The following is a 16,402-nucleotide window of genomic DNA, read 5'->3' as shown; positions in this document are numbered from 1 at the left end:
ATTCAATCGGGAAAAACCATGAAACGCATCATCCTGTTCCTCGTCACCAACCTTGCCGTGATGCTGGTGTTGAGCTTTACCGCCAGCCTGCTCGGCATCAATCGCTACCTGACCGCCAATGGCATGAATTTCGGCATGCTGCTGGCGTTCTGTGCGCTGATCGGCTTTGGCGGCTCCTTTATCTCGCTGCTCATGTCCAAGACGATCGCCAAGTGGTCGACCGGCGCGCGCGTGATCGAGCAGCCGCAAAATTCCACTGAACTGTGGCTGGTCAATACCGTCCAAAGCCTGGCCACTCGCGCCCGGTTGCCGATGCCGGAAGTCGCTGTCTATGACGGCCCGCCGAATGCCTTCGCCACCGGCGCCAGCAAAAGCAATTCGCTGGTGGCGGTGTCCAGCGGCCTGCTGCAGGGGATGACCAAGGAGGAGGTCGAGGCGGTGCTGGCGCACGAAGTGGCGCACATCGCCAATGGCGACATGGTCACGCTCACGCTGATCCAGGGCGTGGTCAATACCTTCGTCATGTTCATCGCCCGCGCGGTCGGGTATTTCGTCGACTCGGCCTTGCGCCGCAACAGCGAGCAGTCCGGACCGGGCATCGGCTACATGGTGACCGTGATCGTCTGCGAGATTGTGTTCGGCATCCTGGCCAGCGTCATCGTCATGTATTTTTCGCGCCAGCGCGAATTCCGCGCCGACGCCGGCGCCGCTGCCCTGATGGGTTCCAATGCGCCGATGATCAATGCCTTGCGCCGCCTGGGCGGCATGCAGCCTGACGGCTTGCCGCAGAACCTGCAGGCATCCGGCATTTCCGGCCGCGAGTCGTGGCTGGGCCTGTTCTCCAGCCACCCGCCGCTGGCATCGCGCATCGCCGCGTTGCAGGCGCGCCGTTGATCGGCGCTGCCGTCCGCACGGCGTCGCGCCATGCGCCGTGCGGACGGCCGGAGGCGTCCGTGATAGTCTTTAGGCCGTCGCCGGTGCAGTCTCTGCCGTCTTTTGTGCTGCCGTTCCAAAAAACAATTCAAATCATCCACCTCGAAAGGACCATTGACTGATGCCTCATCACACCCCGCTGATCGCCACCATTGTCGGTGGCCTGGTGCTGGCGTTCATTTTCGGCACCCTGGCCAATCGTTTCAAGATGCCGCCGCTGATCGGCTACCTGGTCGCCGGTATCGCGATCGGCCCGTTCACGCCGGGTTTCGTCGGCGATGCCGACCTGGCGCAGGAGCTGGCCGAGATCGGCGTGATCCTGCTGATGTTCGGCGTCGGCCTGCATTTTTCGCTCAAGGACCTGCTCTCGGTAAAGAACATCGCCATTCCTGGCGCCGTGGCGCAGATCGCCATCGCCACCTTGCTTGGCATGGGGTTGGGATGGGCGCTGGGATGGCCGGTCGGGGAGGGATTCCTGTTCGGCCTGGCCTTGTCGGTGGCCAGCACGGTGGTGTTGCTGACGGCGCTACAGGAGCGGCGCCTGGTGGAAACCAAGCGCGGGCGCATTGCCGTGGGCTGGCTGATCGTGGAAGACATCGCGATGGTGCTGGCGCTGGTGCTGATCCCGGCGTTGAGCGGCATCCTCGGCGGCAAGGGCGAGGCCATGAGCGGCAATGCCTTGCTGCTGACGCTGGGTATGACGCTGGGCAAGGTGGTGGCCTTCGTGGCAGTGATGCTGATCGTGGGGCGCCGGGTGATTCCGTGGGTTCTGGAGCGGATTGCCGATACCGGTTCGCGTGAGCTGTTTCGCCTGGCGGTGCTGGCGATCGCGCTCGGGTTCGCATTGGGTTCGGCGTATGTGTTCGGGGTATCGTTCGCCCTGGGCGCTTTCTTCGCCGGCATGATCTTGTCGGAGTCCGAACTCAGCCACCGCGCCGCGGAAGAGTCATTGCCGTTGCGCGACGCTTTCGCGGTGCTGTTCTTCGTCTCGGTGGGCATGCTGTTCGACCCGTCGATATTGCTGCGCGAACCGTTGCTGGTGTTGGCCACCGTGCTGATCATCGTGGTCGGCAAATCGCTGGCGGCATTGCTGATCGTGCGTATTTTCGGCCACCCGATGTCGACTGCGCTGACCATCTCCGCCAGTCTGGCGCAGATCGGCGAATTCTCCTTCATCCTGGCGACGCTGGGCATTTCGCTGGACCTGCTGTCGCCAATGGCACGCGACCTGATCCTGGGCGGCGCGATTCTTTCCATCCTCATCAACCCGCTGCTGTTTTCGCTGCTGGACCGCCTCAAGGCGCGTCTGGAAGCCCGCGAAGGCGTCGAGGCGCCGGCCGAAGCGGCACAGCAGGCAGTCGATCTCGAAGGCCATGTGGTGCTGGTCGGTTACGGCCGCGTCGGACGTGGCATTGGCGAGCAATTGCGGGCCCAGGGCAGGCCCTTCGTGGTGATCGAGGCGCAGATCGAGAATGTCGAAGCCTTGCGCGCCGAAGGCATCCCGGTGTTGTATGGCAATGGCGCGCAGGCCGATCTGCTGGAGCCGGCCGCCATCGAACGCGCGCGCTGGCTGCTGGTAGCCATTCCCGATGCATTCGAAGCCGGCCAGTTGATCGAGCATGCGCGTGCCGCCAATCCTAACCTGCAGGTGGTGGCGCGGGCCCATTCCGATGCCGAAATCGAGCATCTTGAGAAGCACGGCGCCAACCAGGTAATCATGGGCGAGCGCGAGATTGCCCGCGGCATGCTGGGGGCGCTGGGGCAGGGCGCCTGAGTCCGGCGGACTGGCGGGCGCGCAGGAGCCGGTGGCCAAGATCCATGGCGCTCTGCAGCATTCGCCAGGCCATGATAAAGTCCCGTTTGCCGCGCCGATGGGGTTTGCGCCCGAGGCGCGGCAACAAGTTCTCGGGGCGGGGTGCAATTCCCCACCGGCGGTGATCATGCAGCGCCTGTACGGCGCTGGCATGTAGCCCGCGAGCGCCCGGCATGCCGATTCCTTTCGGCGCCGGGGTCAGCAGACCTGGTGCGATCCCGGGGCCGACGGTCACAGTCCGGATGAAAGAGAACGGGATGCGCGATACCGCGCACGCGCGTAGCGCGTGCGGCCGCGCATTCCCACGCCCTGTTTATTCATCGAACAGGAGTCCTGAACCGTGTCTCAAGCCACATCTCAAGCCGCACCTCAAGCAGTATCGCAAACCGCGTCCCACGCCATCTCCCATCCGCGTTTTTCTGCCGGCCATGCCGACCACGGCAAGCGCATCGCCTTTGTCCAGGCCAGCTGGCACAAGGAGATCGTCGACCAGTGCCGCATTGCCTTCACCGAGGAAATCGCCAGGCTGGGCTGGCCCGCCGACAGCATCGATTTCTTCGAGCTGCCGGGAGCTTTTGAAATCCCGTTGCATGCCAAGGTCCTGGCCAAGAGCGGGAAGTATGCCGGCGTGGTTGCCAGCGCCCTGGTCGTCGACGGCGGTATTTATCGCCATGATTTCGTCGCCCAGTCGGTGGTCTCGGCGCTGATGCAAGTCCAGCTGGAAACCGAAGTGCCGGTTTTCTCGGCCGTATTGACGCCGCATCATTTCCATTCGCATGGCGAGCATCAAACCTTCTTCCATGAGCATTTCTTGGTCAAGGGACGCGAAGCGGCCCATGCCTGCGCGACGACTGTCGCCAAACTGGCAGGAATCAGGGCTGCCGAAGGCGCCAAGCCGTCGTTGAACGCGGCCTGATTGGGCCACGATCCGGCGCGCAGCGGTCAACCAGCCTGTTGCGCGCCGGATCGGATTGCCTGGTGTTAATTTTCCTGATGCTTGTGAAGCATTTGCTTACAAACATTACGCCTTTTCTCTAGCGGGGCATCGCGCCGGAGCATATATTCTGGATACGTATTTCAGAATGGATAAAGGAGCTATCGTGAAAAAGTCGATTCCCATGATTGCCGGCATGTTTGCCATCGCGGCAGTGGCCGGCCTGTCCGCCGCGCCGGCCATGGCCGGGCATGTCTCGATCGGCGTGAATATCGGCGTTCCGGGCGCCTATTACGCAGCTCCGCAGCCGGTATATGTCCAGCCCGCGCCGGTGTATGTCGCGCCGCCGCCGGTGTATGTCCGGCCGGCCCCGGTCTACTATGTGAACCCGGCGCCGGTGTATGTCGAGCGCGACTACTATCGCCGCCATCGCCATTGGCACCGTCCGCCGCCGCCTCCGTACTGGCATCGTTGATGTGCGGCAGGACGGCTGGGTCTGCAATGATCCAGCCTATCAAAAATGGCGGCCCGGGCCGCCATTTTTATTGTCTTCATCACCTGATTTCACCGATGCCGGCCGCCTGAGAGCGGCTATTTTTTCGGTTGCGCTTGATCGTCTTCTTCGGTATCGACCAGCAGGTAACGCTCGGCCGCACTGAAGAAACGGTCATAGAAATCCGGGGAGCGAATGGTTTCGCTGGAGACCCGCACCAGGGAATCGTCGCTGGAGCCGAAAGGCATCGAGACCGACCCTAGCACGCCCACGCCAAGACTGGCGGAGGTGTTGCTCTTCTTTAAGGCGAACCCATCCTGGGTGGCGCTGACGAACATGGTCGAGCTTTTGCCGTTGCCATTGGAGGCGCACACGACATGGAACGCGATTTCCATATGTTTGTCGCTGGCCGGCTGGAAGCTCTTGTTGCCATCCATGGTGTTTTCGGTGGTCTTGCTGATGACATAGCCCTGGCCCAGCAACGCCCGGCGGGCGGCTTCGCAGACCGCCTTTTCGGTGCCGGGGAAACTGCGCGAGAAGGCGCTGGTGTCGCTGAATTCTTCCTGGTGGTAGAACGCGGCCTTGTCGGTGGAACAGGCCGACAGGCCCAAAGAGAACACGGCAATCAGGAGCAGGGGATAAGGAAAGCGCGGGCGGGGCATGCAACAAATCTCCGACAACAGGTGGCCTGAATTGTAAGGGATTCGATGCGCGATGGGTTCGAAGAGTTCGTAAATATCGGTAACGGAGCCGTAAGCGCCAGAAACGATGGCGATCTGCCGTGCATGTGCGCGCTTTCCACTTGTTTGCAGCGTTTTGCCGCCGCGCCGGATGCTGCGATTGCGCGCCAGGCCTGCTATCCTGTTTGGCATCATGTCTGTCGGCGCGCCGGATAAGCGCTTCTCAAGCGCTTTTTCTGCAGAGCTCGCCAAACAATCCTCGGGCGCATCCTATGAATTCATTGCAAACTCTCTTCGGCATCGAACATCCATTGATCCAGGCGCCGATGGCCGGCGTTCAACTGCATGGGCTGGCGGCGGCCGTATCCAACGCCGGCGCGCTCGGCTCCCTGCCTGGCGCCATGCTGGCGCCAGCGGCGCTGGCCGAGGAGCTCGGCAAGCTGGGCGCGGCCACGGATAAGCCCTACAACGTCAATTTTTTCGCCCATACCAATCCTGAGCCCGATGCCGTCCACGAGGAGCGTTGGCGCAGGGCCTTGTCTCCATATTATGAAGAGTTCGGCATCGATGCCTCGTCCATTGCCGCAGGCCCTGGCCGCCAGCCGTTCAGTCCTGAGGTGGCCGATTTGCTGGAGGCATTCAAGCCCAAGGTGGTCAGTTTCCATTTCGGGCTGCCGGCGCCGGAGCTGATGCAGCGGCTGCGCAGCTGGGGCGCGCGCATCATCGCTTCGGCCACCACGGTGGAAGAGGCGAAGTGGCTGGCCGAACGCGGCGTCGATGCCATCATTGCCCAAGGCGTGGAGGCAGGCGGCCATCGCGGCATTTTCCTTTCCGACGACCTGACGACCCAGGTCGGGACATTTTGCCTGGTGCCGCAGATCGCCCGCGCCGTGAAACTGCCCGTGATTGCCGCCGGCGGCATTGCTGACGCTAACGGCGTGGCGGCGGCCATGGCGCTGGGCGCGGCCGGCGTGCAAGTCGGCACAGCCTACATGCTGTGTCCGGAAGCGATTACCGGCGCACTGCATCGCGCCGCGTTGAAGAGCGAACGCGCGCGCCATACGGCCTTGACCAATTTGTTTACCGGACGTCCCGCGCGCGGCATCGTCAATCGTGCGATGCGCGAGCTGGGGCCGATCAGTGCGGAAGCGCCGGCATTCCCGTTGGCGACGTCGGGCATCGCTCCTTTGCGCGCCAAGGCCGAGGCTGCCGGGCGCGACGATTTCACTTCGATGTGGGCGGGACAGAACGCAGACGGATGTAAAGAGATCCCGGCAGCAGAGCTGACGCGAGAGCTGGTGGCGGGGCTGCGAACGGCAGGGCATTGATGTGTTCCGGCGCTGCATTTTAGGCATCGGAGGCGCACGGAAATCAGAACGCATCTAATGCCTGTTGTTGCAATGAGTTCTGCCATTTGGCGGGAATGTCGAAATGCCTCGCCAAATTCCGGCTTGCATGCGTAAAATCGCTTATGAAATTACCGTGCTGTTAGTAAGGCCTAATAATTCAATGGTATCGTTTTCCATCAGAACTATCGTGAATCTGCCCGCGACCCGGACGGATTCGAATAACTTCCTTGTTAAAGATAGCAATGGATAAAAATCAGAAAGTGGAATTGGAGCGCATCCAGAAGGAATTGATTGATGCGCACAACAAGGCTGCCTGGCAAATGGCAGCCACCATCATCAAGGCATCCCTTGTCAAGAACGGCATGGATCAGCCACCTACGGCGGCCGAGCTGGCCGCCCTCAATGCCACCATTACCAATTTGCGCAGCGTGGCCGAAGATGCGCTGGAATTGCTCAAGCGCTGACGGGCGTGTCTCCATGATTCCGGATAACCGGGTTCTTCATCGGTTACCTCTTTCTTGATCGTCCTGCTCGCTTCGCCTCGCATCCGGCGGCCAAGCCGGTGTCAGGCAGCCATCTTTGCCGACGGGCGGTTTTATTCGTGGTTCGGCAAAACAATCGGCGGAACTGCGGCGACTCGCTGCTATAATGCGATCCTTTTTCGGCGGCCAGCGCCGTTTCCACACGCCTGAGTGGTGAAATTGGTAGACACAGCGGACTTAAAATCCGCCGCTTACCCGCGAGGGGGCGTACCGGTTCGATTCCGGTCTCAGGCACCAACTGAAGATTTAAAGAAGTCCAACGATGTTTTTAAGCCCGCGTGTCTGCTGACACAGCGGGCTTTTTGTTGTCCAAGTTTGTCCACGACAGTAGCATTACATCCAAGATTAATACCGTCATTTTTGACGGTATCTCCCTCCCCACCAATTCCAGATACCGTCAAACACGCTATGTCCCTGACTGATACCTTTGTGAAGCAAGTAAAGCCCATTAAATCCAATGGCGACAAATACGCAGATGGCGGTGGCATGTATCTTCTCGTGAAGGCGACAGGGAAATACTGGCGCTTGGACTATCGTCACTTGAACAAACGCAAGACCTTGGCTTTAGGCGTCTATCCCGAAGTTTCTCTTGCCAAGGCTAGAAAGCGCCGGGAGGAAGCTCGCGAACTGCTGGCAGAAGGCATTGATCCCGCCCAAAGCAAGCGAGACATGAAGCAGGCTCAAATCATCGCATCAGGAAACACCTTTGAGATTGTCGCCCGCCAATGGCTTTCCAAGACGGCAGCAAATCGCGCTGCCACCACACAAGAGAAAATCACGAACTGGCTGGAAAGCAACGTGTTCCCGGTCATCGGCAAACAGGCCATTTCAACCATCGGGCCGCGTGACGTTCTCGCCGCCGTCCGCAGAATGGAAGCAAGAGGCGCTATCGACTCCGCGCATCGAGTTAAGCAGATATGCGGCCAGGTTTTCAGGTTTGCAGTGGCTGAAGGAGCAGCCGAACGCGACGTAACCACAGACCTGCGCGGCGCGTTGGCCGCCGTCCCCAAGGGGCACTTTGCAGCCATCACGGAACCCAAGCAGGTAGCGGAACTGCTGCGCGCTATCTACGGATATACCGGCCACCCATACACCGTAGCGGCGCTCAAGCTGTCTCCAATGGTTTTCGTCCGACCGGGCGAGCTACGCGCTGCCGAGTGGTCAGAGTTTGACCTTGATACTGCCGAATGGCGTATTCCTGCCACCAAGATGAAGATGGGGGTAGAGCATCTAGTTCCTCTGCCTACTCAAGCGATAGATGTGCTGCGCGGCCTCCATGCCCTTAGCGGACATGGGCGTTACGTCTTCCCCAGTATCCGAACGGGCGAACGCTGCATGAGCGAGAACACCGTCAATGCAGCCTTGCGGGGCATGGGCTACACCAAAGAAGTGATGACTGCTCATGGCTTCCGGGCGATGGCTCGCACCATTCTGGATGAAGTTCTTGGAGAACGGCCCGATCTCATTGAGCACCAATTGGCTCACGCGATCCGCGATCCTAACGGGCGAGCCTATAACCGGACGTCTCATCTACCCGAACGCAAGCGGATGATGCAGCGATGGGCGGATTACCTAGACACCTTACGTAAAGGTGTAGAGTGATTCAACTGACGCCCTGCCATATTCAATAGCAAACAATTTTAGAGTCCTGGGGGAGATGTACGATTTTGAAGGTGCAGCATCCGTTCGGATAATAGAGGCAAAATGGATACACAGCTGTGTATCCACATGCTACCATTTAAAAATGTCAATTAAAGACTGCGGAATGCGTATCCGGGTGGAAAAGGAGCTGCGCGAAGCATTTGTGCAGGCTTGTCGTGCGCAAAAACGACCGGCTGCCGATGTGCTAAGAGACTTCATGCGCGCATTCACCGAGAAGCAGCAGCAAGGCCAGGTTGACCTGTTCGCCTCCGCCGAACGAAAACAACCCTGATCGTGCGAAATGAATATTTCGCATATTAAACATGTTCTCCGATTTGCAGCACGCGACTCGGAATGTAAGTCATGCGAATTTAAAAGGAAAAAATGAGTTCAAACACCAGCAGTGCAGAGTTGGTCAGAAATGAAAATAGTAAGTTATTAACCTCTGCCACCACAAGCAATCGATATAGCTTTATGACTGGCGCCCAGCATGTCGCTGGACTGATCCAAGGCGATTCAGCCGCCTCTCTTCGACAGCTACCGGCCGACACTTTCAACGTAGCGGTTACCTCGCCCCCTTACTATTGGGTTCGTGACTATGGATATGAAGGTCAACTGGGTCACGAAGAATCCGTCGACGCCTATATAGAAAAACTCATGGTGGTATTCGATGAAGTTAAACGGACACTTCACCCTGAGGGTATGTTTTTCCTAAATATTGGCGATACCTATTATTCCGGTAACGGCCAGCCTCACGGCAGCGATCCCAAATGCTCATCACGTAATTTTTTTCGGACTAAGGTACGACCGGTTGATATGTCTGGCTGGGATATTCCCAAGAAAAGTATGATCGGAATTCCTTGGAAAGTTGCATTTGCCATGCAAGAGCGCGGTTGGACTCTGCGAAGCTCTATTATCTGGAATCGTTGCAACGCGTTTGTCGAACCCACAGCAAGGGATCGACCGCATCGACAATATGAATTTGTATTCATGTTCACCAAGAGTCGTTTTTATAGCTTTGACCGATCAATGCTGGTTGAAGAGGACGTCTGGAACATTCCAATTGAACGGAGTCGCAGAGCAAATCACAATGCGGCATTTCCAACGGAGCTAGTTCGTCGCTGCATTCAAGTAGGCAGCCCAGTTGGTGGGCACGTGCTTGATCCGTTCGTTGGGAGTGGAACAACTATCTTCACCGCTTTAGCAAATGATCGAAATGTTGTTGGAATTGACATGAGTACGGATTATGTTGACTATATCCAATCAGCTCTCGAAGCAGACGGACACGAATCCGCTTCTTGGAAATATTTGCAAGAGCGTCTAAATCAACCATCACCAGCTTGGGGAAGTTGGGTTGGAAATAGAAAAAACTTCCGAAAACCAGGCAAATCAAAAGTGGAGTAACCATTGCGCTATTTTGATATACCAACGATCCAGCAAGCGATCGAAAGACTACAAAACTATAGCGCCAACTGGCTTCTCCCCGCATTCGTATTTGCCGCAAATGATGTTGGCACCGACGCCCTTGTTGACATGTCTAAAAAATTGGGAACCGACCAATTTTTAGATCGGTACTTTAACGGGAGCCGCCTCGACCTCCCCCCCATGTCCCGTGGGAATAACCTGCTAAGGCCCAGACTAAAGGGCATAGCTTGGGACAGGGGGGAGTTCGCTGGCGATTACATCATCCGCCAAGACACCAAAATGTGGGGAAATTTATTCTCCTCACGTGGCTATAGGGAAATGCGACTTCAGGGCCTGATCGAGGGAGAAAAGGCCATCACGATGTTGACGGATGCGTTTCAACCTCGATTTGAACAAGAATTACCTGAAACATTTAGATTTGAAGACTTCTTAATATGGCTATTCGCTTTTGAAGGAATTCCAGATGAAGTTAATGATTGGCCAGCTCTTCTGCGTCATTTATTACAAAATGAACTGGAATTAGCTGACTTCAAGCCAGCGTATAAAGGAAGGTTCAAACTAACAACCCCTGCTGTTCCTTGGCCAGTCCTGCTCAGAGAGCGGCCAACGAATGATCAATTTTTGCAACAACTTGCCCCAAAACTGGTAGCGTTCTTAGCAAATCCTGTACCCATTGCAACGGAAGAAGCTGTCGTTGAGAATAGTGCTGGGCTGAGCCCAGATGATCCTGTATTTGCCACTGTAATGGCGGCCATCCAAGCACAAGAAAGCCTTGCATTTCTGCTCGCTGGGCCTCCGGGCACCGGCAAGACGAGGTACGCCAGACAGTTGGCATTGAGCCTCACAGAAAACGATAATAAGAGAACTTTGTTTCTGCAGTTTCACCCTGCCATCGGATACGATGATTTTGTTGAAGGTTTCCGTCCTATACCAGCAACAGACGGTACTGGAATTCGGTATGAATTAGCTTCTAGGTTATTTTTAAACTTCTGCGAACTAGCGGCTGACAATCCTGAAAAAATGTTTGTTGCCGTTATTGATGAGTTGAATCGTGGGGACGTGGCCCGAATATTTGGTGAGGTACTTACGTATTTGGAAGTTGACTATCGAGATATTGAATTTACATTGCCATTTTCTGGTAAATGCGCAGTGATACCCAAAAATCTTGTTGTCATTGCTACGGCCAACCCCTACGACCGTTCAGTGACGGATTTGGATGATGCGTTGCTCCGCAGATTTTGGGTTATAGAAGTGGATCCTGATGGCGCAGTTCTGAAAAATCACTTACAAAGCGAAGGAGTTCCTCAAGGGACTATTAATCGCACGGTGCATGTTTTCAATATTTTGAATCAGGCTTTCCCAAATGGTTTTGGGCACACAAGCTTTCTTAAAATCCGTTCTCTCGATGACCTAGCACAGGTTTGGAGTGGTCGCGTTCGCTTAGCGCTGAGGCGAGCCTACATGCACGATCGACCAACGTTCGAAGCAACCTCTACAGAGATTGAAGCGTTACTGAAAACGCAAGATGATGCTGGCGAAATGGGCGATCTTCCTCAAACAGGGCAAGAGGCATAGCATTGGCAACAGTGCAAATCGCACGCGCACGAGTCATCGACCTGCATGAGAGGGAAGCGCGAATATTCCCTCGCAGCGACTTGGTTGACTCTCACGGACAGTCACGGCTACTACCTGAGACTCGACAGTTGTCTGCGGTAGAGCTTCGTGAAGTGGTAACCGGCATAGAGCTCAAGGCATTGGGCTTAATTGGCTATTTGCCTCTAACTGCTGAAATAGTACTAAATCTTCGGCCGAAGTTCCCGCTTGAGAACCTGTGGGCAATGCTGACAATTAGCGATGAAACATATGATCGGTTACTTCCAGTTCTGCGTTCATACCAAACATCGAACGTCTCGGCACCACACTTATTGCTTGCAAAAGCGTTCTGCCACTACCTTGAAAAAATTTTGACGGTTGGTGCAGCGCGCGGCTATTACCAAGAGCCCTATCGGGGACATTTCAAACCGAAAGTAAATTTCGGTAGAACAGTTACGAATTTCCTTTCCCGTGGAGATGATGTAAACGTAGTATCTGATACCTTCACGTTCTCGTCGAATCTCCTTGCTAATAGGCTTGTTAAATCGGCGTGCGTCACATTTCTACGCCTCATTCCTCGAAACGCTAGTTGGGATAAAGAGCGTCGATTAATACTTGATGCGCTGCGCACCTTAAACAACATAAATTCTCAGCCAATGCAGTTGGGCGATGAAGCATCGTCGCAGTCACTGCCAATGTGGGTCAGAGATGCCTATGACGGTGCGCTTACAGTGTATGGTGTCATGTCCGGCTTTACTAAAATTGGATTTTCATACGATGCCCAAGGGAGCGAGATGCCTTCGTTCCTTTTTTCACTAGATAGAATTTTTGAGAGCTTTGTCAGAAATACCTTCCGCTCATCGTTGCGAGAAAATTCAATCGCCGTTCTGGATGGCAACGCATCTAGCAATCAGCACCCTCTCTTTGTTGACAATAAACGCTTCCCTATCAAACCGGATTTGATATTTAAAAAAGGTAGAACAGTGCTTGGGATTGGGGAGGTGAAATATAAGCCAAAGATTGAAGAAACGGATAGATACCAAGTCATCAGTCATGTCATTGCGATCGGCGCGCCAGTTGGCATTTGGATTTCTCCCGCCACTAATGGAAATGTGGGACTTGAATACGTCGGTTCAGTTGGCGCCGGCGCTAAGTTTTATCACTATCGATTGGATATCGGTGGAAACATGGCATTGAATTGCGCGAACATGATTCGTGAGGTTTTAGCTCTGTTCCTGTAACGACTCTTGTATAAAGAGAAAGCAAGGGAGCAGTATTTCGCGGCTATAGCATCGCTTTGACCGGAGGTGGCTTGCCCGTGTGCTCCAGGGCTTGACGCTTCTTATGGCCATAGTAATCCAGCTCACCATCCCTTCAGTTGCAATACTTATCCGGGGCATGGTCGCAGCCATGCGCAAACCTGCGCCCTAGTTCCTGCTCACCCCCATACGTGCAATATTAGGCGCTCATCTCGCATGATGAGGCCAATGGCTTTTTCTCGAAGTAGTTCTTCGGCAAGATGAAGGCTAATCAGATTCTGGGGGAGAGTTGTTCTCCCATCTAGCTGCGAGGCACCTTGATCGCGGTCAGCCATACAAATCCCAAAATAGCCATTTACAGGAGGCGCAAGATTTCGCCATCGTCAATGGTAACAACGCAAAGCAAGCGGGTGCCAGTGGCGGCGCCCTGTAAGCCAGCAAAGCAAATTTTTTCAGACATATATCACTAGACTGAGCATTTCCCAAGAACACCTGAGAAGCAGCTCTCCTGAAACTTTGTCTAGGCTGATATATGCATAACTCAATCCATTGTCCGCGCTGCGGTTCGCAGCGCCTTCTTTCCCGCAATTTTGGTCGCAAGGTGGGAAGTACTCTTGGCGCTACTGCTGGTGCCGTAGGGAGTGCCATCGCTGCATTAGGCGGCGCTGAAACTGGTGCTGTGTTGGGGATGGTCGCTGGCCCAGTCGGTTCCGCGCTAGGTGGATTGATGGGCGCGCTGATGGGCGCATTACTGGGTGGCACGGCTGGTTGTGTGGCTGGTGCGGCTGCTGGCAAAGCCATCGATAACAACATACTCAACAACCACGAGTGCCAGGAATGTGGTCACGCCTTTAGCAAGTCCTAAACGCGTGCGTCGCAATTTAAATTCCTACAGTCCTTACGGGGCTGTAGGCATTTTTTGTTGTCAATTTCTCTAGAGGAAAGATCGCATTCAATAATAGCCCTACAAACCCGCATCGATTAGTAAATCAGAAGGTTTGCAATCCATGGCCTTGGCAATTCGAACAATATTCAAAAATGTGACATTTCGTTCGCCGCGTTCAATCTTTCCCATATGGGATCGATCTATCTCAGCAAAATCCGCAAGCGCTTCTTGAGAAAGAGCAGACGCCAGTCTGCGTGCGCGTACTGCCTCGCCGAAATGCACGAGCAGATGATCTTTGTCCTGTTTTGCCGAAACTCTTGCCATGCGTTGAATCGTCGCGCTATGATGCTAAAACGGCCACGGCTTTTACGACCCATTGGAGAAATCAAGGCCAGAATTTTCATTATTCGATTAATAACTTTTAGGAGAAAAAATGCGCCCGTACAACCATGTTTGCGAGGATTGCGGTCATGAATGGGAAGCAGGCCATGAAAATGACCGGCAGGCAGATGCTGCCACTTGTCCGAAATGCGGTTCTGAAGACACTCAAGCAAATCGAGCCGGCTAATCATTGAATACGGTGCTCACGTCTTCTGCCGACTGACCAACGACTAGGCATCAGCTTCCAACCTTTCCCCCACTAACGCCGTCCTAGTGATGGCGTTTTTTTTCTTAAGATGCGCCCACCTCGACTAAGGATGGTTATCAATGGATTTTCTAAATTTCAAAAACAGTCTCGATGAATACCGGTTCTCCTTTGGCTTCGGAGAAAAAGCAAAATCAGCCGCCAAAATCGCAGGTGTTGCAGCCGCCAATACGATTATCTTGACTGGCAAAGTTGTCACAGGGATTGCCGGTCGAAAGGATCGCACAGAGCAACGATTCAAGAATCGTCAAAAATAGACCTGATTATTTTTTGGCCACTCACAAGGAACCACTATGAAATCAACAACCCTGAGTATTCTGCTTTGCATGTTCTGCCTTCCTGCTCTAGCTGTCCAAGGACGCTGGACGGAAGGCTTTGGCCAGGGCAACCTAGAATATTTCGTTGATACCCAAGGGTATCGTCTTTATATCGGCTGCCCTACTCAGGACGGTAGCGCTAATGCTTACGCTTCGGTAGCGCTGAATCAACTCAAGAATAATGCGTCTATCAAGCAATTCACCATCAGTGTAAATGGACATACCTTCAATGGCCCCTTTGACGCCGATAGCCGCGTAGGGACGCAGAATTTCGTCACACTTATCGACGATCTGCGCAAGGCTGACGCCGTGGTTGAATTTTCAGGAAAGAGCATCACCCTCCCCAAGAGCGATGCTGCGAAAGTCCTCCCCGTACAGAAGAAGCTGGAGTGCAACCTCTTTTGAGATATGAAACAGATGGTAGACCCTGATCCACCATCTGTCGTCATGGGTCGAGTATTTCAATCCTAATAGCCGTCAGGTCAGTCAAGGCACCACAAACCCTGACAAATCAAGTTCCGACTTTCTTGGACGACCAACCCTTTTTTTGTTGATAGGCCCCATTTCACTGCGGCCTATCGTGCGGCACTTTTTACTTCGCTTTGCCATTACGTACTGATCCTTCTTCGTCAGATAGGAAATTGCCGTGAGTAGATCACGGATTTTCTTGGAATCGGTGTGGAGAATCATGCCAATCCCGCAGTTCCAATACTGACGTTTATCACGATTGCAGTTGTGATACGCCCCTTTGCCGGGGACGATCTTCTCAGCCCAGTATTTGCCAATTTGGTCTGCCAACCAATCTCCGCTGCGCCGCTCCTGACCATTGAAGAAGAACATCAGATGAAAATGATTTCCTCTATGCTGGCCGTATTCAAGCTTCCAGATCACGCCGATGCTGTTGTTAAATAAACTGTTATTGCGCATGTTATTAAACAAGTGCAGGCGGTCTTTAACCGCCTGCTCGGCAGTAACTCCTTTGGTGTGTGCTTTCGTATAGTAGAGATCAATGCGTAGCACCAAGACCTTGGAACAGTCTCCAATCAACCTCAATGCAAACTTGCTATTGCTGGCGAAATTTCGCTTCGCATTAGCAGAGCGTGATTTAAGCTGACGCTGAAACGCTTCATCGCGATATGCCTTACGGATTTTGTCAATGATTACATTGAATACTTCCGCCGCAATCATTTTTTCTCCGGGACAATAAAATCTTGGTCCCGGCAAGACATCAAAGCGGGTTAGCCCTATCGCCTTCATCGCATCAAAGAACAATTCAACGTAGGGGCTATACACCAGCTTGTCCGAATAGACTTCAATGAAGCTACCCAGCAAGCGAAAGTAATCACGTCCCAAGGTCAATTCACGGACGTAAATCTTCCCATCCTTTTTATTGATCTCGAACCCGTCCTTATCGCACTCGCCGACTGCACGGACAAAATTATCAATACGTTTTAACGTACCCTCCAGCTCGTTCTGTACAACACCATACTCAGAGCGATCTGTTTCCACCAATGCATCCCAGTTATGATCGTTGTCGATTGCCCGATACAGGCAATTAGGTTCAACATCATGAAACTGAAAAAGGGAAGGACGTTTCCAGCATCCTTCCTTTACATCTGACGCAAGAGGCTTGCGGCCTTCCTGCTGGTCGTGGTGAGGGCGCTTGTCATAGCTGATAGAACATCTCCTTTGGTGCGCCATGGAGTACATGCGCATAATCAGATGGCATCAATACACTGATGCCGTACTGTTAGATGGTTTATATAAATAAAGCTATTTATATAGCTTTAATAACCTTGACCTGACCTGAAAAAACTGGTCCGACTTGAAATTTCATATGCTATTGAAAAGGAGAGTCAGACCATGCCGAAAAAGCGATTCACATCCGAAG

17 protein-coding genes, 1 tRNA gene and 1 riboswitch are annotated in these 16,402 nt (G+C 54.2%); of the genes, 15 read left to right on the top strand and 3 right to left on the bottom strand.

Annotated features, from left to right (window positions below):
* Positions 1 to 18 precede the first annotated feature (18 nt).
* From htpX to FB597_RS16880, 4 genes are all read left to right on the top strand, one after another.
* On the top strand, positions 19 to 894 hold the full coding sequence (gene htpX, locus FB597_RS16895; RefSeq protein WP_144770170.1) for a protease HtpX: 876 nt from the start codon (positions 19 to 21) through the stop codon (positions 892 to 894).
* Between the two features lie 160 nt (positions 895 to 1,054).
* Positions 1,055 to 2,707 (top strand): YbaL family putative K(+) efflux transporter, encoded by a 1,653-nt coding sequence (ybaL, locus tag FB597_RS16890; RefSeq protein ID WP_144770169.1) that lies wholly within the window; start codon positions 1,055 to 1,057, stop codon positions 2,705 to 2,707.
* 123 nt (positions 2,708 to 2,830) lie between these two features.
* Positions 2,831 to 3,004: riboswitch (FMN riboswitch) on the top strand.
* Between the two features lie 142 nt (positions 3,005 to 3,146).
* Positions 3,147 to 3,662, top strand: a complete 516-nt coding sequence (locus FB597_RS16885; RefSeq protein ID WP_144770236.1) for a 6,7-dimethyl-8-ribityllumazine synthase — start codon at positions 3,147 to 3,149, stop codon at positions 3,660 to 3,662.
* A 184-nt stretch (positions 3,663 to 3,846) separates the two neighbouring features.
* Positions 3,847 to 4,155 (top strand): hypothetical protein, encoded by a 309-nt coding sequence (locus tag FB597_RS16880; protein ID WP_186442808.1) that lies wholly within the window; start codon positions 3,847 to 3,849, stop codon positions 4,153 to 4,155.
* Between the two features lie 116 nt (positions 4,156 to 4,271).
* Here the strand turns inward: FB597_RS16880 and FB597_RS16875 are convergent, their stop codons facing one another.
* Positions 4,272 to 5,105, bottom strand: a complete 834-nt coding sequence (locus FB597_RS16875; RefSeq protein ID WP_255517205.1) for a DUF2242 domain-containing protein — start codon at positions 5,103 to 5,105, stop codon at positions 4,272 to 4,274.
* Between the two features lie 20 nt (positions 5,106 to 5,125).
* Here FB597_RS16875 and FB597_RS16870 point away from each other — a divergent pair, with 20 nt between their 5' ends.
* From FB597_RS16870 to FB597_RS16835, 8 genes are all read left to right on the top strand, one after another.
* On the top strand, positions 5,126 to 6,181 hold the full coding sequence (locus tag FB597_RS16870) for a nitronate monooxygenase family protein (RefSeq protein ID WP_144770167.1): 1,056 nt from the start codon (positions 5,126 to 5,128) through the stop codon (positions 6,179 to 6,181).
* A 263-nt stretch (positions 6,182 to 6,444) separates the two neighbouring features.
* Complete coding sequence (locus tag FB597_RS16865; protein ID WP_050466415.1) at positions 6,445 to 6,666, top strand: hypothetical protein; 222 nt, start codon at positions 6,445 to 6,447, stop codon at positions 6,664 to 6,666.
* Positions 6,667 to 6,888: 222 nt separating this feature from the next.
* A tRNA-Leu gene (locus FB597_RS16860) sits at positions 6,889 to 6,981 on the top strand.
* Positions 6,982 to 7,152: 171 nt separating this feature from the next.
* Positions 7,153 to 8,346, top strand: coding sequence for an integrase arm-type DNA-binding domain-containing protein (locus FB597_RS16855; protein WP_144770166.1), 1,194 nt, complete (start codon positions 7,153 to 7,155; stop codon positions 8,344 to 8,346).
* 142 nt (positions 8,347 to 8,488) lie between these two features.
* Positions 8,489 to 8,677 (top strand): kinase/pyrophosphorylase, encoded by a 189-nt coding sequence (locus tag FB597_RS16850; protein ID WP_144770165.1) that lies wholly within the window; start codon positions 8,489 to 8,491, stop codon positions 8,675 to 8,677.
* Positions 8,678 to 8,769: 92 nt separating this feature from the next.
* Positions 8,770 to 9,789, top strand: a complete 1,020-nt coding sequence (locus FB597_RS16845) for a site-specific DNA-methyltransferase (protein WP_144770164.1) — start codon at positions 8,770 to 8,772, stop codon at positions 9,787 to 9,789.
* Between the two features lie 3 nt (positions 9,790 to 9,792).
* Positions 9,793 to 11,385 (top strand): McrB family protein, encoded by a 1,593-nt coding sequence (locus tag FB597_RS16840; protein ID WP_144770163.1) that lies wholly within the window; start codon positions 9,793 to 9,795, stop codon positions 11,383 to 11,385.
* 11 nt (positions 11,386 to 11,396) lie between these two features.
* Entirely contained in the window at positions 11,397 to 12,644 is a 1,248-nt protein-coding gene (locus tag FB597_RS16835; RefSeq protein ID WP_255517208.1) for an McrC family protein, read from the top strand.
* Positions 12,645 to 13,626: 982 nt separating this feature from the next.
* On the opposite strand, the gene FB597_RS16825 is transcribed toward FB597_RS16835, so the two are convergent.
* Entirely contained in the window at positions 13,627 to 13,872 is a 246-nt protein-coding gene (locus FB597_RS16825) for a helix-turn-helix domain-containing protein (RefSeq protein ID WP_144770160.1), read from the bottom strand.
* 109 nt (positions 13,873 to 13,981) lie between these two features.
* On the opposite strand from FB597_RS16825, the gene FB597_RS20605 reads away from it, so the two are divergent.
* The 3 genes from FB597_RS20605 (at position 13,982) to FB597_RS16810 (ending at position 14,916) form a co-directional block, all read left to right on the top strand.
* Positions 13,982 to 14,116 carry a hydrogenase maturation nickel metallochaperone HypA gene (locus FB597_RS20605; protein WP_144770159.1) on the top strand — a complete coding sequence of 45 codons (135 nt, stop codon included), beginning with the start codon at positions 13,982 to 13,984 and terminating at the stop codon, positions 14,114 to 14,116.
* 140 nt (positions 14,117 to 14,256) lie between these two features.
* On the top strand, positions 14,257 to 14,451 hold the full coding sequence (locus FB597_RS16815; protein ID WP_144770158.1) for a hypothetical protein: 195 nt from the start codon (positions 14,257 to 14,259) through the stop codon (positions 14,449 to 14,451).
* A 36-nt stretch (positions 14,452 to 14,487) separates the two neighbouring features.
* A complete protein-coding gene (locus FB597_RS16810) occupies positions 14,488 to 14,916 on the top strand; it encodes a hypothetical protein (protein ID WP_144770157.1) in 429 nt (142 codons plus the stop codon).
* A gap of 81 nt (positions 14,917 to 14,997) precedes the next feature.
* Here the strand turns inward: FB597_RS16810 and FB597_RS16805 are convergent, their stop codons facing one another.
* Positions 14,998 to 16,221 carry an inovirus-type Gp2 protein gene (locus tag FB597_RS16805; protein ID WP_186442806.1) on the bottom strand — a complete coding sequence of 408 codons (1,224 nt, stop codon included), beginning with the start codon at positions 16,219 to 16,221 and terminating at the stop codon, positions 14,998 to 15,000.
* Positions 16,222 to 16,402: the final 181 nt, after the last annotated feature.

The organism is Herbaspirillum sp. SJZ099 (assembly GCF_007828355.1).
Taxonomy (GTDB): Bacteria; Pseudomonadota; Gammaproteobacteria; order Burkholderiales; family Burkholderiaceae_D; genus Herbaspirillum.
This window is presented reverse-complemented; position numbering and strand designations above follow the sequence as displayed.